The following is a 17,011-nucleotide window of genomic DNA, read 5'->3' on the forward strand; positions in this document are numbered from 1 at the left end:
TTGCAGACCCGGCACCGGATGTCCGGCAGCGAGTTTTGCTAGCTCCGGTCTCGGAGGGAGGCGAGGGAAGGATACGGCGAACAGTCGGGAGAGGATGCGGGCTTACAGGCGTGGGCGAGATAGTGCTCGGCATCACGGCACATCAACTGGCACTTGTGACACCGAATCGGCCCTTTGACCTTGGACGGGGACTTGATGGGTTCCGACTCCGAATTACGCATGGCCTTCATCGCCACCGATAGTAGTCTTTGTAGCCATTCTGCGCAAATCACGCTGCCCTTAGAGCGCGGCGCAGCGTTCATTCCTAAATCAGGAGAGCCGAGGAATCCGCCTCCTGCCGGCCTTCAATCGCCTTTTCTCGCTGCGGCTATGTTATGGTTAATGTACCGAGGCCGCCTGGTGCCCTCCCTGCAAAGCGATTTTCGCGCCCGATGTTGGCAGGTCGTGCATACAACGTCTTCCCAGTAAATGAAGTGCAGAAGGAACAAACATGAAGAAGATTTTTGTTGGAAACTTTTCGTTTAAGACAACCGAAGAAGATCTGCGCAAGTGGTTCAGTCCTCACGGCGTAGTCGAGAGCGCGACCGTGGTCAACGACCGCGATACCGGACGGTCGCGTGGCTTCGGCTTTGTCGAAATGCCGAACAATAGCGAAGCCGACGCCGCCATCCTGGCCTTGAATGGCAAGGATGCCGATGGCCGGCCGCTCACGGTCAACGAAGCACGGCCGAAAAGCGAACGCCCGGGCGGTTTCCGTGGCGGCCGCGGCGGCGGCGGGGGCGGCAGCAGCGACGACTACCGCGGGCATGCCCGGCAGCGCGGCGAGCCCCGCTGGTAAGCGCCACAGCTCAGGCTTGGGTTTGCGGACGTGCTTGCTTTTTCTGAGGCGCGGTTGGACGCGACTCAGGCGCGCCCAAGTGCTGGGACAATTCGCGATTGAGTTTTCGCCGAAGAATTTTCTTCCTGCGTTCACGGCCAAATCTTGACTTATCGCCGTTGCGTTCTGACATCATATCCTCCCTGCCGAAAGCTCGCCGGCTTGGCGCTCCATCTTACAGGTCGGACGGCTTCTTGAGGATGCTGGAACACTTGCCTCTTGCGGTGCGCAAGATTCAACACTCTTGGCACGCACAAAAGGCGTAGGATGACTGCTAACACCTTAAGGGTAGTTCAAAGCAAGACAGCCGCCCGTTGCTGACGTCGGAACCTTATCTTCGGGAGGGGTCGAATGAGCATCCTTCAAGGAAAGACGATCACCAGTCAGCGCGTCGTTCTCGACGGGAACATGTACGTGAATTGTCTCTTTATCCGGTGCGAACTGGTGTACCGGGGCGGCGCATGCACATTTCACTCCAATACGCGCGATTGCAGTTGGCTGTTTGAGGGGCCGGCGAAGAATACGATCCGCATTCTGCGAGAACTGGGTGTGCTTGAGAACGACCCCTCGGACTTCGAAAATGTCGAACTTCGCACCGGCCCGAACCATGTGAACTGAGTAAGTGGGCGCTGTTAGTGGCTAGTGGCTGGGAAAAGTACAGACTATTGACCACTGACTCTAACTACTAGCCACTGACCACTAGCCACTTAACGACGACGAAGGGAAACTTACAACCGATGGAAAATATCAAGTTCCTGGTGAAACTGAACCGCGGCGGCAATCGGGCGGCGGAATACGTCAAACGCAGCGGTCAGATCCCGATCCAGACAACCACCAACCGTAAGCAGGCATTGCCAATGGGAAAATTCGCCGCCGAGGACCTGGTCAAAGCCATGACCAATCCACGCTGCAGGCCCGAGTTGATTTCGGTAAAGGTTCCCGCCTGATCGCGCCGCCTCTACTCAGTCGTGATGTCCTAGCAGCGTCGCTTCGTCCAGTTCAGGGACAGCACGAGCTTTGCGGCGGTCGCGCCACTCCTCAAAGCGCCGCTGCAAGCGATCGAGATAGACGTAATACACGGGCGTGATGTAGAGCGTCACCAGTTGCGAGAAGAGCAATCCGCCGACGACCGCCAGTCCGAGACCGCGACGCGAGTCGGCTCCGGAGCCGAAACCGACGGCGATCGGCAGCGTACCCATCAGGGCCGCCATCGTCGTCATCATGATGGGGCGGAAACGGACCAGCGCTCCCTGGTAAATGGAATCTTCCGGCGACTTCCCTTCCTTGCGCTCGGCCTCGAGCGCGAAATCAATCATCATGATGGCGTTCTTTTTCACGATGCCGATCAGCATGATGATGCCAACGAAGGAATACAGGTTCAATTCCTGGTGGAACAGAATCAGCGTCAGCAGCGCGCCCACACCGGCGGAGGGTAGTCCGGAAAGAATCGTGATGGGGTGAACGAAGCTCTCGTAGAGAACGCCGAGGATGATGTAAATCACCAGGATCGCTGCCACCAGCAGCAGCCCCATCCCGGTGAATGACTGCTGGAAAGCCTGCGCCGTACCCTGGAAAGTCCCAACAATATCGCCGGGGAGAATCTTCTGCGCCTGCTCCTGCACCGCGCGAGTGGCATCGCCCAGCGCCACGCCCGGTTTCAGGTTGAAGCTCAGGGTTACGGCCGGCAACTGCCCCAGGTGATTGACTGTCAGTGGGCCGACTGACGGCACCAGCTTGGAGACGGTGTCGAGCGGCACCAGCTTCCCTGTGTTGGAACGAATGTAGAGCCACGACAGCTCAGCAGGATTGTTCTGGAACTGTGGTTCCAGCTCCACGATCACGTAGTACTCGTTGTTGGGAGTGTAGATGGTGCTGACCTGGCGTGTGCCGTAAGCGGAATAAAGCGCGTCGGTGACCTGGCCGGGAGTGACGCCCAGTGCGTACGCCTTGTCGCGATCCACCTGGATGGTTAGCTGCGGGTTCTTGATCTGCAGGTCGCTGGTCACGTCCTGCAACAAAGGAAGGTTGCGCAGGGCGGCTTCCAGCTTGGGTGCGGTGGAATAAAGTTCCGCCAAATCGGGCGTCTGCAAGGCGTACTGGTATTGCGACTTGGTCAGGCTGCCGCCGATACGGATGGTCGGGGGAATCTGCAGGAACACGTTGATGCCGGGTAGCTGCGCCAGCTTGGGGCGCAACTCCTGGATTACGTCCATGGCGGTGGCGTGATGGACCCGGTCCTTCTTGTCCTTAAGGCGGAAGAACATGCGACCCTGGTTGAGCGAGCCGCCGAAGGAGGGATTGCCGCCCATCGAGGAGATGATGTTCATCACGTTCGGGTCCTGGCGAACGATGTTGGTGGCCTTCTGCTGCAGGTCGAACATGTCACGGAACGAAATTCCCTGCTGCGCCTCGGTGAAGGCGAACACCAGGCCCTGATCTTCGTCGGGCAGGAAGCCGGTTCGGATCTGGATAAACAGTACGGCGGTGAGCGCAATCACTAGGAACGAGACCATCAAGGTCGCGAACTTGTGACGCAGCACCTTTTTCAGAGACCAGTCATATCCGCGCAACCAGGCATCGAAGACGCGCTCCGTGGCCTGGTAAAAGCGGCCGTGCTGACTCGCTTCCTGGTGCTTGAGGAAGCGGCTGCACAACATCGGAGTGAGGGTCAGCGAAACGAAGCCCGACACCAGGATGGCAACTCCGATGGTCACCGCGAACTCGTGCAGCAGCCGTCCGATGATGCCGCCCATGAACAGCAGCGGGATAAACACCGCCGCCAGCGAAATGGTCATGGAGAGAATGGTGAAGCCGATCTCGCGGGAGCCCTCGACGGCCGCCTGCATGGCGCTCTTGCCCATCTCCATGTGGCGAACGATGTTTTCCAGCATGACGATGGCGTCGTCCACGACAAATCCCACCGATAGCGTCAACGCCATCAGCGACAGGTTGTCCACGCTATAGCCGAGCAGGTACATCACGGAGAAGGTGCCGATGATCGCCATGGGCAAGGCGAACGACGGAATAATGGTGGCCGAGATGTTGCGCAGGAACAGGAAGATCACCATCACCACCAGGGCGACGGTGAGCAGGAGCGTGAACTTGACGTCATTGACCGAGGCGCGGATGGATTCGGAGCGGTCGTACAAAGTATCGATGCGAACCGAAGCCGGAATCTGTTGCTCCAATCGCGGGAGCAGCTTCTTGACACCGTTGACAACCTCGACGGTATTGGTGCCCGGCTGGCGCTGGATGGCCAGCACGACGGCGCGATTGCCGTTGTACCAGCTCGCGCTCTTGTCGTCCTGAACACTGTCAATCACCCGCCCGAGCTCATTCAGGCGCACCGGCGAACCATTGCGATAAGCAACGATCATGGGGCCGAACCCCGCCGCGTTCTGCAGCTGGCCGTTGGAGAGCAGCGTGAAGGTGTGCACGCCGCCATACATGGTGCCGGTCGGCGTGTTGGTATTGCCGGCCTTGAGAGCGTTTTCGACCTCGTCAATGCCAATCTGGCGCGTCGCCAGCGCGCGCGGATCCACTTGCACGCGGACGGCATACTTCTGCGAGCCGAACACCGAAACCTGTGCCACTCCATTCACCATGGAGATGTTCTGCGCCATGGTGGTTTCAGCGGCTTCATCCACGTCCGACAGCTTCAGCGTCGGCGAACTGACGGCGAGATAGAGGATGGGCTGGTCGGCGGGATTCACCTTCTGGAACGAAGGCGGAGTCGGCATCTCCGGTGGCAGCTGGCTGGCCGCCTTGGAAATGGCGGACTGCACGTCAAGCGCGGCGCCGTCCAGGCTGCGGCTGAGGTTGAACTGGATCGTGATGTTGGTGCCCCCCAACGCATTCGTCGAGGTCATCGAATCGATGCCGGCGATGGTGGAGAACTGCTTTTCCAGCGGCGTCGCCACCGATGACGCCATCGTCTCCGGGCTGGCGCCGGGCAATTGCGCGATCACCTGGATGGTCGGGAAATCCACGTTCGGCAGATCGCTGACGGGCAGCAGCGTGTAGGCAAAAATTCCGAATATCAAAATCGCGGCCATGACCAGCGTGGTCATGATCGGCCGCTTGATAAAGAGCTCGGAAATACTCACTGGCTGCCTCCTCCCGCAGGCGAGGGTGCCTGCGCCACACCGGAGGCTGGCTGTGCGGTGGACGAGTTCGGCGCCCCGGCGGCGGCGCCGGGGACTACGCTTTGAATATTTACCTTACCGTTGGGAACGACGCGCAACTGTCCATCCACGATAACGCGCTGGCCGGGAGTGAGCCCACCGGCCACCAGGGTCAGGTTCTGGAACGTGCCCGTGCTCTGCACCGGCTGCGGCTTCGCTGTGTTTTCCTGGTCTACCACGTATACGTAAGACCCTTGTTGCCCGGTCTGAATCGCCTTGGTAGGCACAACCATCGCGTTCTTGTGCATGGAAAGATTCAGCACGACGTCCACGAATTCGCCCGGCCACAGGCGCCGGTCTTTGTTCACAAAGGTGGCCTTGAGTTTGACTGTTCCGGTGGTGGGATCAACGCCGTTATCGATAAACGTCAGCTTGCCCTCCGCCGGATTGCTGGTCTGGCCCTTGGGATAGGCGAGCACCTTCAGCTGCCCGCCGGCAGAGTACTGTCGCACCGCCTGCAGCTGCGTCTCGGGAATGGAGAAGGTCACATAGATAGGTTGCACCTGGTTGAGCTGAACCAGGAACGGCGTGTCGTTAGCCTTGATTAGGTTGCCGACATTGATCAGCAACGCTCCCGCGCGGGCATCAATCGGCGCATGGATATCGGTATAGCGAAGTTGCACCCTGGCAGCGTCCACGGCGGCCTTGTCGGCATTGACAGCAGAAGCGTTCGCCTGCGCCTGGGTGCGCATCTGGTCAGCTTGCTCCCGCGAAATCACTCCTTGCTTCTCCAATGCCGTGTAGCGCCCAGCCTGCGCCTCCGCATTCACCGCATTTGCCTGGTCGCGCTGCAGATTGCCTTCGGCCTGCGCGAGCGCAGCCTGAAAAGGGGCCTTGTCCAGTTGAAAGAGCAATTGTCCCCTGCGAACGTCGTCGCCTTCTTTGAACAACACGCGCTGGAGTTGACCGTTGACCTGCGCGCGGATCTGCACCGCCTGATAAGCCTCCACGTTGCCGATGGCCGTGATCTGCACGGGGATGTCACGCTGCTCCACGGTGGAGACCACAACCGGCGCCGGCGGCCGCTGGCCTCCCGGCCCGCCAGGACCGGCGGCTTGCGCGGTGTTCTTGTTGCAACCAGTCAACAGGCAAACCGCGGTAATCGCCATTACGCACACAGCGAGCACGGATAACTTGCGGAAACGGTTCTGGAAATGATTTCTGTAGGTCATTAGTCTTTCTGATTGAGTGCGAAGTAAGATGCCCAAGTAAGTGACTGCTTACTGCTTCGATGCTTTACCACCTGATAAGTTTCCACCAATCACTGATTTTACCTTTGTTTACAAGCTGCTCGGAAATTCGTCGGTCCACAAACTCACGAACTCAAAGAAGCGCAGGTCAGGGAGCATGCGGCTCCGGCGGATTGAAATCCGCCGCTACATCGCGCAACTCCCGCGGCTTACGTCCGCCCCGGCGCATCAGCTTCCACCGCAGCCGGTCCAGGTACAAATACATGACCGGGGTCGTGAACAACGTCAGTGCCTGGCTCACGATAAGCCCGCCGACAATCGTCAATCCCAGCGGACGGCGAAGCTCGGAGCCGACGCCGCCGGCCAGCGCCAGCGGCAACGCGCCGAACAGGGCCGCCAGCGTCGTCATCATGATGGGCCGGAAACGCAGCAACGACGCTTCATAGATCGCCTGCTCCGGCTCCATGCGATCGCGGCGCTCGGCTTCGAGGGCAAAGTCGATCATCATGATGGCATTTTTCTTGACGATCCCGATCAGCAGGATGATGCCGATCAGCGCCATGATCGTGAGGTCGGTGTGCGATATCAGCAGCGCCAGCAGCGCACCGACACCGGCCGAGGGCAGCGTCGACAGAATGGTGATCGGGTGCATGTAGCTCTCGTAAAGCACCCCGAGCACGATGTACACGGTGAACAGCGCCGCCATGATTAGCACCGGCTGGTTCTTCAGAGATTCCTGGAACGCCGCGGCCGTGCCGGAAAAGCTGGCAATGATGTTGCCGGGAAAACGCATGGTTCGTTCCGCGTCCTGGATGGCGCGCACCGCCTGCCCGAGCGAAACCCCGGGCGCCAGGTTGAAGGAGAAGGTGGTGGAGGGAAACTGGGACTGGTGATTCACCGTCAGCGCGGTGTTTCCGGTTACGTAATGTGAGAACGCGCTCAGCGGAACCAGCTTTCCGTTGGCCGCATGCACGTAGATCTGCTTCAGCGCATCCGGATTGTTCTGGAAGGTCGGATCGACCTCCATCACGACGTGGTACTGATTGAGCTGGCGGTAGATGGTGGAAACCTGGCGCTGGCCAAAAGCGTCGTAGAGCGACTCGTCAATCTGCGCCGGCTGGACGCCGAGGCGGCCGGCTGTGTCGCGGTCAATGGTCAAGTGCAGTTCCAGCCCCTTGTTCTGCTGGTCGCTGGAGACGTCGCGCAGCTCATTCATGGTGCGCAGTTTCTGCAGTAGCCGCGGCGCCCATTCATTCAGCTCCGCCAGGTCAGCGTCCTGCAAGGTGTACTGATACTGCGCGTTGCTCATGCGTCCGCCGACGCGCACATCCTGGACCGGCTGCAGAAACAGGGCGGCGCCGGGAATATGGCTGAGCTTGGGCCGGAGACGGGCGATCACCTGGTCGGCGCTGGCTTTGCGCTTCCCCTTCAACTGGATGAAGAAGCGCGCCGTATTGCGGGCGCCCCCGCCGGTGAACGCACCCACCGTGTCCACCTCGGGATCGGAGAGGACGATGTCGCTGAACTGTTGCTGTTTCTGCCGCAGCGAGACGAAGGAGATGTCCTGCGACGCCTGGATGCTGCCCATCAGGCGCCCGGTATCCTGCTGCGGGAAAAATCCCTTGGGCACGATGATGTAGAGGTACACGGCCAGCGCCATGGTGCCGAGCATGATGACCAGCATCAGCGCCGAATAGCGGAGCACCCAGCGCAGCCCCCCGGCATAAGTAGAGTGCATCCACTTGAACGCCCCCTCGCTCATGCGGTAGAGCCGCCCGTGTTTGACCTCCGACACCGGCTTCAGGAACTTGGCGCAGAGCATGGGCGTCGTCGTGAGGGAAACGACCAACGACACCGCGATCGCTAGGCTGAGCACGACGGCGAATTCCCGGAACAGCCGCCCGACAATTCCGCCCATCAGCAGGATGGGAATGAAGACGGCCACCAGCGACGTGCTCATGGAAAACACGGTGAAGCCGATTTCGCGCGAGCCTTTGAACGCGGCGGCCACAGGATGTTCGCCCGCCTCGATGTAGCGCGTGATGTTTTCGATGACGACGATCGCGTCGTCAACCACGAAACCGGTGGCGATGGTCAGCGCCATCAACGACAAATTGTCGATGCTGTAATGGAGCAGGTACATCAGCGCGACGGTGCCCAGCAACGAGAGCGGAACGGCGACGCTGGGAATGAAGGTTGCGGCCGCGTTGCGCAGGAACAAAAAGATGACCAGCACCACCAGCGCGACCGCAATGGAGAGCGTGATTTCGACATCCTGCACCGAGGTGCGAATGGTCGTGGTGCGGTCGTTCACCACCGAGAGTTTCATCGAGCCCGGAATCGACGACTGAAACAGCGGGATCAGTCCGCGAATGCGGTCCACGGTGCCAATGATGTTCGCGCCCGGCTGGCGGAAGATAATGATCAGCACTGCCGGTTTGCTGTTGAACAGCGCCGCGTTGCGGATGTCCTCCACGGAATCGGAGACGTTGGAAACCTGGTCCAGCCGCACCGGAGCGCCGTTGCGATAGGTGACAACCAGCGGCTTGTACTGGTCGGCGACCTTGAGCTGATCGTCGGCGGCAATCGCGAAAGTGCGGGTGTCACCGCTGAACTCGCCCTTGGGTATGTTGGCATTGGCGCGGTTCAGCGCGTTGCGCACCTCGTCCATGCCGATGCCGTAGGCGGAAAGTTGCGCCGGATTGGCTTGCACCCGAACCGCCGGCTTGGCGCCGCCGCCGACGATCACCTGTCCCACGCCTTCCACCTGCGAGATTTTTTGCGCCAGGATGGAATCGGCGGCGTCGTACATGCGCGCCAGTGGCATGGTGTCGGAGGTCAGCGCCAGCAGGATGATAGGAGCGTCGGCGGGATTGGTTTTCCGATAGGTCGGATTATTCGGCAGGTTCGCCGGAAGCTGTCCCCGCGCCGCATTGATGGCGGCCTGCACGTCGCGCGCCGCGGCATTGATGTTGCGGCTCAGATCGAACTGCATGGTGACGTTGGTGGACCCAAGCTGGCTGGTCGAGGTCATTTCGGTGATGCCGGCAATGCGTCCGAACTGGCGTTCCAGGGGAGTGGCCACAGCTGAGGCCATCGTTTCCGGACTGGCGCCCGGTAATCCCGCCTGCACCGAGATGGTGGGGAATTCCACCTCCGGAAGCGGCGAGACCGGCAGCAGGAAATAGGCGATGATCCCCGCCATCAGCACCGCCACCGCGAGCAGCGAGGTCCCGACCGGCCGGCGTATGAAGGGAGCAGAGACGCTCATGGTTAGTCCGCCGGCACCGATTCTGCATTGATGGGATTGCCGACGCGGTAACGCGACAGCTTGCGCGCCAGCCGGTCAAAGAAGAGGTAAACCACGGGCGTGGTGTACAGCGTCAGCAACTGGCTGAGGAGCAGCCCGCCGACAATGGTGATGCCGAGCGGATGGCGCAACTCGGAACCTGTGCCGCGACCCAACGCCAGCGGCAGCCCGCCGAAGAGCGCCGCCATGGTGGTCATCATGATGGGGCGGAAGCGCAGCAGGCAAGCCTGGTAGATGGCGTCTTCCGGAGGCATGCCATCCTTGCGCTCGGCCTCGAGCGCGAAATCGATCATCATGATGGCGTTCTTTTTCACGATGCCGATCAGCAGCACCATGCCGATCAGTCCGACCACGCCGAGGTCCATGCCGAACAGGAGCAGCGCCAGCAAGGCGCCTACGCCGGCGGACGGGAGGGTAGAGAGAATGGTGATGGGATGAATATAGCTTTCGTAGAGCACGCCGAGCACGATGTAGACCGTGATCACGGCCGCCAGGATCAGGATCGGCTCGTTCTTTAGCGATGATTGAAACGCCGCCGCCGTCCCCTGGAAGCTGGCGTGGATACTTGTCGGCAACCCGATTTCCTTCTCCGCCTCCTGGATCGCCTTCACGGCGTGGCCAAGCGAGAGCCTGGGGGCAATATTGAATGACAGCGTCGCCGCCGGAAATTGTCCCTGGTGATTGATGGTGAGCGGCGCATTGATATTCTGCACCCGCGTGAACGTGGTCAGTGGAACCGAGCCCCCATTTGCGGTGTGTACGTAAATGTCTTTCAGATTGTCCGGGGTAACCTGGAACCTCGGATCCACTTCCAGCACCACGTGGTACTGGTTCAACTGGGTGAAGATGGTCGAGACCTGCCGCTGACCGAAGGCGTCGTAGAGGGTGTTGTCAAGGTCGGCGGGAAGAATGCCCAGCCGTCCGGCGGTGTCGCGGTCAATCGTGATGGCCGCCTGCAATCCGCCATTCTGCTGGTCGCTGGCGACATCGCGCAACTCCGGCCGGGTGCGCAGCTTGTCCACCAGGCGCGGCGTCCACTCTCCCAACTCCTGCGCGTTGGCGTCTTCGATCGTGTACTGGTACTGCGTGCGGCTGACCCGGTCCTCGACGGTCAGGTCTTGCACCGGCTGCATGTAGAGCGTGACGCCCTGCACCTGCGCCAGCTGTGGCTGCAGCCGCTGAATGACCTCCGAAGCCGTTGAGTTGCGCTTGTCGCGCGGCTTCAGGTTCACCTGGATGCGACCGCTGTTGATCGTCGTGTTGATGCCGTCCACGCCGATGAACGACGAAAGGTTCGCCACATCCGGGTCTTTGAGGATGATCTCGGCGAGTTTCTGCTGGCGCTCCGCCATCGCCTGGAAGGAAACCGTTTGCGAGGCTTCCGAGATCCCCAGGATCGCGCCCGTATCCTGCACCGGGAAAAACCCCTTGGGCACGACGATGTAAAGGAAGATGGTCAGCACCAGCGTGCCCACCGTGACCAGCAGCGTTTCCCGCTGGTGACGCAGCACCCACCGCAGTGTCGTGCCGTACTTCTCGATGACGTTGTGAAAGAACTGCTCCGACTTGCGGTAGAACCAGCCTTGCTCCTGTTCCGTCCGGTGGCGGAGCAGCTTGGCGCACATCATCGGCGTAAGGGTCAGAGATATACCCGCCGATACCAGGATGGTCACCGCCAGGGTAACCGCGAATTCGCGGAACAGTCGTCCGACCACGTCGCCCATGAACAGCAGCGGGATGAGCACCGCGATCAGCGACACGGTCAACGACACGATGGTGAAGCCGATCTGCTCCGATCCCTTCAGCGCCGCCATCACCGGGGAATCGCCTTCCTCGATGTAGCGGGCAATGTTTTCGATCATGACGATGGCGTCGTCCACCACGAAGCCGGTGGAAATGGTCAGCGCCATCAGAGAAAGATTGTCGAGACTGTACCCCAGCAGGTACATCACCCCGAACGTCCCCACCAGCGACAGCGGCACCGTGATGCTGGGAATCACCGTCGCCGACAGCGTCCGCAGGAAAAGAAACATGACCATGACCACCAGGGCGATGGTCAGGACCAGCTCGAATTTCACGTCCGCCACCGAGGCGCGAATCGTTTCCGTGCGGTCGGCGACCACTTCCGCCTTCACCGCGCTGGGCAGCGCCGCCCGCAGCGTCGGCAGCAGCGTCTGAATGCGATCCACGACGCTGATGATGTTCGCGCCCGGCTGGCGCTGGATGTTCATGATTACGGCCGGATGCAGGTTCTCCCAGGCCGCCTGCTTCACGTTCTCGGCGCTGTCGACGACGGTCGCAACATCCATCACCCTCACCGGTGAGCCGTTGCGGTAAGCGATGATCACCGGTTTATAGCCGGCGCTCGACATCAGCTGATCGTCGGCCCCGATGGTGTAGGCCAGCCGCGGCCCTTCAATGCTGCCCTTGGCCTGATCCACGTTGGCCTGCGTCAGCACCGTCCGCAGGTCCTCCAGGCCCAGGCCGTAGGAGGCGAGCGCGGTCGGATTCGCCTGCACACGCACCGCCGGCTTTTGCCCGCCGCTGATGGACACCAGCCCGACGCCGGGTATCTGCGAAATTTTCTGCGCCAGCGTGGTGTCGGCCAAGTCTTCGACCTTCGAGAGCGGCAGCGTGTCCGACGACAGCGCCAGCGTCAGAACCGGCGCATCGGCGGGATTCGTCTTGGTATAGATGGGCGGGTTGGGAAGATCGCGCGGCAGGTAGGTGCCGGAGGCATTGATGGCTGCCTGCACCTCCTGCTCGGCGACATCAATGCTCTCGTTCAAGTTGAATTGCAGCACCACAATCGAGCTGCCGAACGAGCTCGTCGACGTCATCTGATTCAGCCCGGGAAGCTGGCCGAACTGCCGCTCCAGCGGCGTCGTCACCGACGAGGCGATGACATCCGGACTGGCGCCGGGATAGAAGGTCAAAATCTGGATGGTGGGGTAATCCACCTGTGGCAGCGCCGAAACCGGCAGCTGCCGGTAGGCGACCACCCCGACCAGCAGCAGTCCCACCGTCAACAATGACGTGGCCACCGGCCGAAGAATAAAAATGCGGGACGGATTCATAGCCCCGCTGCCCGGTTAGGATTCTGCGGCTGCTGCGGAGGCGCACCCGCCGGACGATTGCCTTTTTGCACTTCGACCTTCGCCCCGGGTTGCAGCTTGTCCTGCCCGTCGGTGACTACCATCTCCCCGGGTTGCAGCCCCGAGTCGATGGAGGCGAGGTTTCCCTCGCTGACCCCGACCTTCACCGGCCGCGCTTCCACCGAATTGTCTTGCTTCACCACGTAGGTGAACGTTCCCTGGTTGCCGCGCTGGAGGGCGGCAACCGGAACGGTGGTCGCATTCTTCTTGGTCTCAAGCAGTAGGCGGATGTTGACGAACTGGTTCGGCCACAGCACGCGGTCTTCGTTCTGAAACACCGCTTTGTACTTGTTGGTGCCGGTGGTGGGATCGATCTCGTTGTTCAGCGTCAGCAGCTTCCCGGAAGCCAGCTTGGTCTGGTCGTCGCGGCTGTAGACTTCCACGTCCAAGGGCCCCTTGCGCATGTGCTGCAGCACCTGCGGAATGTTGTCTTCCGGCAGGGTGAACAGCACGGCGATCGGATGCAGCTGCGTGATGACCAGCAGCCCGTTCTGGTCGGATGCGTGCACGATGTTCCCAATATCCACCAGCCGCAGTCCGATGCGCCCTCCAATCGGCGCGGTAATGCGCGAATAAGTAAGCTGCAGCTTGGCGTTTTCAATCGCGGCACGGTCGGCGCTGATGGCTCCCGCTAGCTGCCCGACCAGCGACTGCTGCGTGTTGTACTGCTGCTGGCTGATGACGCCTTCCTTCCACAGTGCCGTGTAGCGATCCAGATTCAGCTTGGCGTCGGCAAGGGTGGCTTCATCCTTCGCCAGGTTCGCTTCCGCGGTGTGCAACATCACGTCAAACGGACGGGGATCAATCTGTACCAGCAGTTCGCCCTGCTTGACTTCATCTCCCTCGCGGAAGTTGATCTTCGTGATCTGTCCATCAACGCGTGTTCTGATGGTCACAGTGTTGAACGCCAGCACCGATCCCAACCCGCGCAGATACACCGGAACATCACGCTGCGCCGCCGCTTCGGCCAGCACCGGCACGCCGCGATTGGCCGCGTTCGGCGCCGCGCCCTTCGGGGTCTGCGTTTTCTTGCTATTGCGCACCGCGGTGGCGCCGATCACCACCAGCAGGATGCCGGCGAGAACAATAATGATGCGTCCACGTGACATTGGGTATTTCCGTCATCGGCGGACATCGCACCGGGAGGGGAAACGCGTCGCGAGTGCCGGCCCGAAGACCAACGAGCCCCTGACAGCAGCTTCAAATTATAGGTCCACGTGGCACAGCAGGCTTTCGCCGGCACGGGGCCACCCGTCAGGGTAAACCCGCACACCACCGACGGGGTGTAAAAAGATTGGATGCGGGCGTAAAGATTTGTAACTCAGGAAACGAGCCGGCCGCTTAGTTTCGGCAGCAGCAACAACGCCGTAACATAGGCCAGGGCGCCGCAAGCCAGCGTCCAGTTCAGCCCGTACTGGATCGCCACCACCATCGCCGCGACCGACCCGAGCACGCTGGACGCCGCATTTAATGCCCATGCCCACTCGATGCTGTTGTCATCGTTCGGGGCCGCGCCGGCCAGAGCGCGCAGTCCGCTGGGGAAGGGCATGCCCATCGCCACTCCCAGCGGAACCAGCATTACAGCACTCACCAGCAACTTGGCGATAAAAGGAAGCCCGACCAGCGTTCGCAGCAAGGGTGGCAGGACCCACACGTAACCCAGCAATAGAACGATCACCAAAAGCAGCGCGGTCCGGACTTGTTGTGGATCCACCAGCCATCGCCGCGACAGCAGGCTGCCGGCGCCGCTGGCCAGCAGCATGAGGAAGATCACCACGGTTAACGCGTAGGTCGGATGGCCGAGAAAGAGCACGAAGCGCTGGATGAACGCGATCTCGGCTAGGATGTAGCCGAGCCCGATGGCAATAAAAAACAGGAGCCGCGAAACTGGGGCGCGCCCCACTCCGGTTGCTCCTCGGTTCCGGTAACCGTGCAGAGCCAGCGGAAGGATCAGGAACAACAGCACCGCGAGTACCGATATCACCAGCACAACTCCCAGGACCACTACGCCGACATGATTCTTCCAGTCGCCACCGCGCCCGGTGCCGCCGAGAAGCCGCGAAAATGCTTCGCGCGTTTTCATGGTGAAGAAGAAGAACGGCGCGTTGTCATATACCGGGGCGATGTTGAAGGGATATTGCCGTACATAGTTGTTGAACGCGCTCCACTGGACGCCCGCCGGTCCGGGTAACACTGCTTTCGTGACATCAGGCTCAGCGGTGATCAGGTCATGGAAGGCGCGCGCGTCATCGACAATGGCCGATGGCTGATTGCGGACGCCGGCGTCGGAAGGCTTGAACAGCGTGTGCAGTTCCGGATTTTCCTCGATGTGGCTCAGTACCGTGGCTTCTTCTTCCCGCGTGAACGGCGAGCGCTTGAACAGCACCGTGACCGGGCGGCCATCCTGGTCCAGCGTTCCCTCACACACAATGATGAAGTGCTTGGCGGGATCAGTGATGCCCTTGCCTCTAAGCACTTCCAACTCCTGCGAAACCACCCGCAGCGCTTCGCGCGGATGGCTGAACTCCCAACGCGTGATGGCAATAATCCCATCCGGCTTCAAGTGATCGAAGTACTCGCGGAATGCTTCCACGGTGTATAGATTGTTTTCGCTGAGCGCGAATGCTCCCGCCGCGGTGGAAGCCCAGGTGTCCACCAGCGTCATCTGCACCACGTCGAACTGCTGGCGCGCGTTCCTCACCCAGGAACGGCCGTCGCCGACATGAACGTGGACCTCGGGCTGCTCGTAGAGATGAAACGAATAATCAGCCCAGCGGCCGCGCATGATGTTGTTGGCAATGATGGGGTTGATTTCAATCGCCGTAACGCCGGAGCTGCCGTTGGCCAGCGCGCGCAACATGTCCACCCCGCCGCCGGGGCCGATAATCGCGTACTCGCCACGCGGACGCAGCACGTTGACGGTTGCCGGCGCCGTTGACATCAGGTCCTCTTTGTAGTCCGGACGCCAGTCATGCGGGTTGGTGTTCATGATGAACGTCGACGCATCCGCGTCGATGACGATCACCTCGGCATCGCCTACCCGGTCCACTTCCACGCGCGAGATCGCGTTCCAGCGCGCGTACAGCACCCACGGCTGGTCTCGCCGAATTCCCTTCGCGTAGACGATGTCGATGATCTTGCCGGAATAGTTGGCGCCGGTCAGCACAACAAAGGCGGCCAGCAGCGCCAGTCCGGCGCGGCGGCCTCTGCGCGTACTTGCCCAAACCGCCGATGCGCCTGCGGAGGCAATCGCCGCTACCAGGATGGCATTGGGACCGCCCACAAAATTCAGTAAGGGAACGATTGCCAGGCAAGCGAGGGCGCCACCGGTCAGGTCAGCCGCATAGAGTTCGGTGATGCCGCGCGTTTCGCGGGCGAAGACAACAGAGAACAGCAAGCCGGTGCAGAAAAACGGCAAAGCCGACACCACGTACATCAGCGCCAGCCGCAGCATGACCTCCGGCGTCAGGACAAAAGAAATCGAAACCGGCGCGTGCAGGTCGATTTCAAGCACCACCAACAGCAGCACAGCATTCACCGACGCCAGACGTGCTCCCAGCGTGCGCGTGTCCCAGCGCGCCAGCCGGTTTTTCTCCAGGTACGCCATTACGCCGCCGGCGCCTAAACCGAGAAGCGCGATCGAGATTGCGAGGAACGCGAAGTGGTAAAAGAGAATGACCGAGAACAACCGCGTAAGCGCCAGTTCCAGCAACAGGCTGGCGAAGCTCATGATGAGCACGCCGGCAAGATGCACGCGGTGCTCCGACCCTGGACCTGCGGTGGAGGCGAGTTCACTGACAACCGCGGTTTCGGACATACATTCCCTTCAGCAACCGGCATCTGCACTCGCCCGCCAAACTCAACGGCTGAACGTGACTGCTGACCGCCGACTGCTAATCCTCCAGGATTACCGATGCAATCGCTTGTTCCTTGGTGTGCGACAGCGACAACGAGACACGCTTCGCGCCCAGCCGGGCGGCGAATTCGGCCGCCTTGCCTGTGAAGGCGATGCTCGGACGCCCGCCGGGTTCGCGCCTTACTTCTATGTCGGTCCAGGCAACGCCGTTTTTCCAGCCGGTGCCGATGGCCTTGAGTGCGGCCTCTTTGGCGGCAAAGCGCGCCGCATAACGCTCGATGCGATTCGCCTTTGCGTCACAATACCGGATCTCGCCCGGGGTAAACACGCGCCGCAGGAAACGCTCGCCGAACCGTTGAATGGCGGCCGCCATCCGTGGCACTTCGGCGATGTCAATGCCGGTTCCGACAATCATGGAAACTCAGTACGTTAACACACG

The 17,011-nt window shown here is 61.0% G+C and carries 10 protein-coding genes; 3 read left to right on the forward strand and 7 right to left on the reverse strand.

Annotation, left to right across the window (positions count from 1 at the left end):
• Positions 1–490 precede the first annotated feature (490 nt).
• The 3 genes from VFI82_05415 (at position 491) to VFI82_05425 (ending at position 1,824) form a co-directional block, all read left to right on the forward strand.
• Positions 491–838, forward strand: coding sequence for an RNA-binding protein (locus VFI82_05415; GenBank protein HET7184100.1), 348 nt, complete (start codon positions 491–493; stop codon positions 836–838).
• Between the two features lie 390 nt (positions 839–1,228).
• The gene (locus VFI82_05420; protein ID HET7184101.1) at positions 1,229–1,495 is read left to right on the forward strand and encodes a hypothetical protein; all 267 of its coding nucleotides are present in this window, start codon (positions 1,229–1,231) and stop codon (positions 1,493–1,495) included.
• Positions 1,496–1,614: 119 nt separating this feature from the next.
• Positions 1,615–1,824: a hypothetical protein gene (locus tag VFI82_05425; protein HET7184102.1), complete on the forward strand. Its 210-nt coding sequence runs from the start codon at positions 1,615–1,617 to the stop codon at positions 1,822–1,824.
• Between the two features lie 15 nt (positions 1,825–1,839).
• Here VFI82_05425 and VFI82_05430 read toward each other — a convergent pair whose 3' ends face one another.
• From VFI82_05430 to VFI82_05460, 7 genes are all read right to left on the reverse strand, one after another.
• Positions 1,840–4,983: an efflux RND transporter permease subunit gene (locus VFI82_05430; protein ID HET7184103.1), complete on the reverse strand. Its 3,144-nt coding sequence runs from the start codon at positions 4,981–4,983 to the stop codon at positions 1,840–1,842.
• Entirely contained in the window at positions 4,980–6,233 is a 1,254-nt protein-coding gene (locus VFI82_05435) for an efflux RND transporter periplasmic adaptor subunit (GenBank protein HET7184104.1), read from the reverse strand. Before VFI82_05435 ends, VFI82_05430 begins: the two co-directional genes overlap by 4 nt.
• A 166-nt stretch (positions 6,234–6,399) precedes the next feature.
• Complete coding sequence (locus VFI82_05440) at positions 6,400–9,522, reverse strand: multidrug efflux RND transporter permease subunit (protein ID HET7184105.1); 3,123 nt, start codon at positions 9,520–9,522, stop codon at positions 6,400–6,402.
• A 2-nt stretch (positions 9,523–9,524) separates the two neighbouring features.
• Complete coding sequence (locus tag VFI82_05445) at positions 9,525–12,638, reverse strand: multidrug efflux RND transporter permease subunit (protein ID HET7184106.1); 3,114 nt, start codon at positions 12,636–12,638, stop codon at positions 9,525–9,527.
• Positions 12,635–13,825, reverse strand: coding sequence for an MdtA/MuxA family multidrug efflux RND transporter periplasmic adaptor subunit (locus tag VFI82_05450; protein ID HET7184107.1), 1,191 nt, complete (start codon positions 13,823–13,825; stop codon positions 12,635–12,637). The genes VFI82_05445 and VFI82_05450 overlap by 4 nt, the downstream gene beginning before the upstream one ends.
• Positions 13,826–14,037: 212 nt before the next feature.
• On the reverse strand, positions 14,038–16,533 hold the full coding sequence (locus VFI82_05455) for a hypothetical protein (GenBank protein HET7184108.1): 2,496 nt from the start codon (positions 16,531–16,533) through the stop codon (positions 14,038–14,040).
• A 76-nt stretch (positions 16,534–16,609) separates the two neighbouring features.
• On the reverse strand, positions 16,610–16,987 hold the full coding sequence (locus VFI82_05460) for a holo-[acyl-carrier-protein] synthase (protein ID HET7184109.1): 378 nt from the start codon (positions 16,985–16,987) through the stop codon (positions 16,610–16,612).
• Positions 16,988–17,011 lie beyond the last annotated feature (24 nt).

This window comes from Terriglobales bacterium, from assembly GCA_035691485.1.
Lineage (GTDB): Bacteria > Acidobacteriota > Terriglobia > Terriglobales > Acidobacteriaceae > JAIQGF01.

Excerpts from the sequence above, each read along its gene's own strand:
- VFI82_05460 (HET7184109.1), bottom strand. The coding sequence starts at position 16,987 with ATGATTGTCGGAACCGGCATTGACATCGCCGAAGTGCCACGGATGGCG.
- VFI82_05440 (HET7184105.1), bottom strand. The coding sequence starts at position 9,522 with ATGAGCGTCTCTGCTCCCTTCATACGCCGGCCGGTCGGGACCTCGCTG.
- VFI82_05455 (HET7184108.1), bottom strand. The coding sequence starts at position 16,533 with ATGTCCGAAACCGCGGTTGTCAGTGAACTCGCCTCCACCGCAGGTCCA.
- VFI82_05435 (HET7184104.1), bottom strand. The coding sequence starts at position 6,233 with ATGACCTACAGAAATCATTTCCAGAACCGTTTCCGCAAGTTATCCGTG.
- VFI82_05420 (HET7184101.1), top strand. The coding sequence starts at position 1,229 with ATGAGCATCCTTCAAGGAAAGACGATCACCAGTCAGCGCGTCGTTCTC.
- VFI82_05450 (HET7184107.1), bottom strand. The coding sequence starts at position 13,825 with ATGTCACGTGGACGCATCATTATTGTTCTCGCCGGCATCCTGCTGGTG.
- VFI82_05415 (HET7184100.1), top strand. The coding sequence starts at position 491 with ATGAAGAAGATTTTTGTTGGAAACTTTTCGTTTAAGACAACCGAAGAA.
- VFI82_05425 (HET7184102.1), top strand. The coding sequence starts at position 1,615 with ATGGAAAATATCAAGTTCCTGGTGAAACTGAACCGCGGCGGCAATCGG.
- VFI82_05445 (HET7184106.1), bottom strand. The coding sequence starts at position 12,638 with ATGAATCCGTCCCGCATTTTTATTCTTCGGCCGGTGGCCACGTCATTG.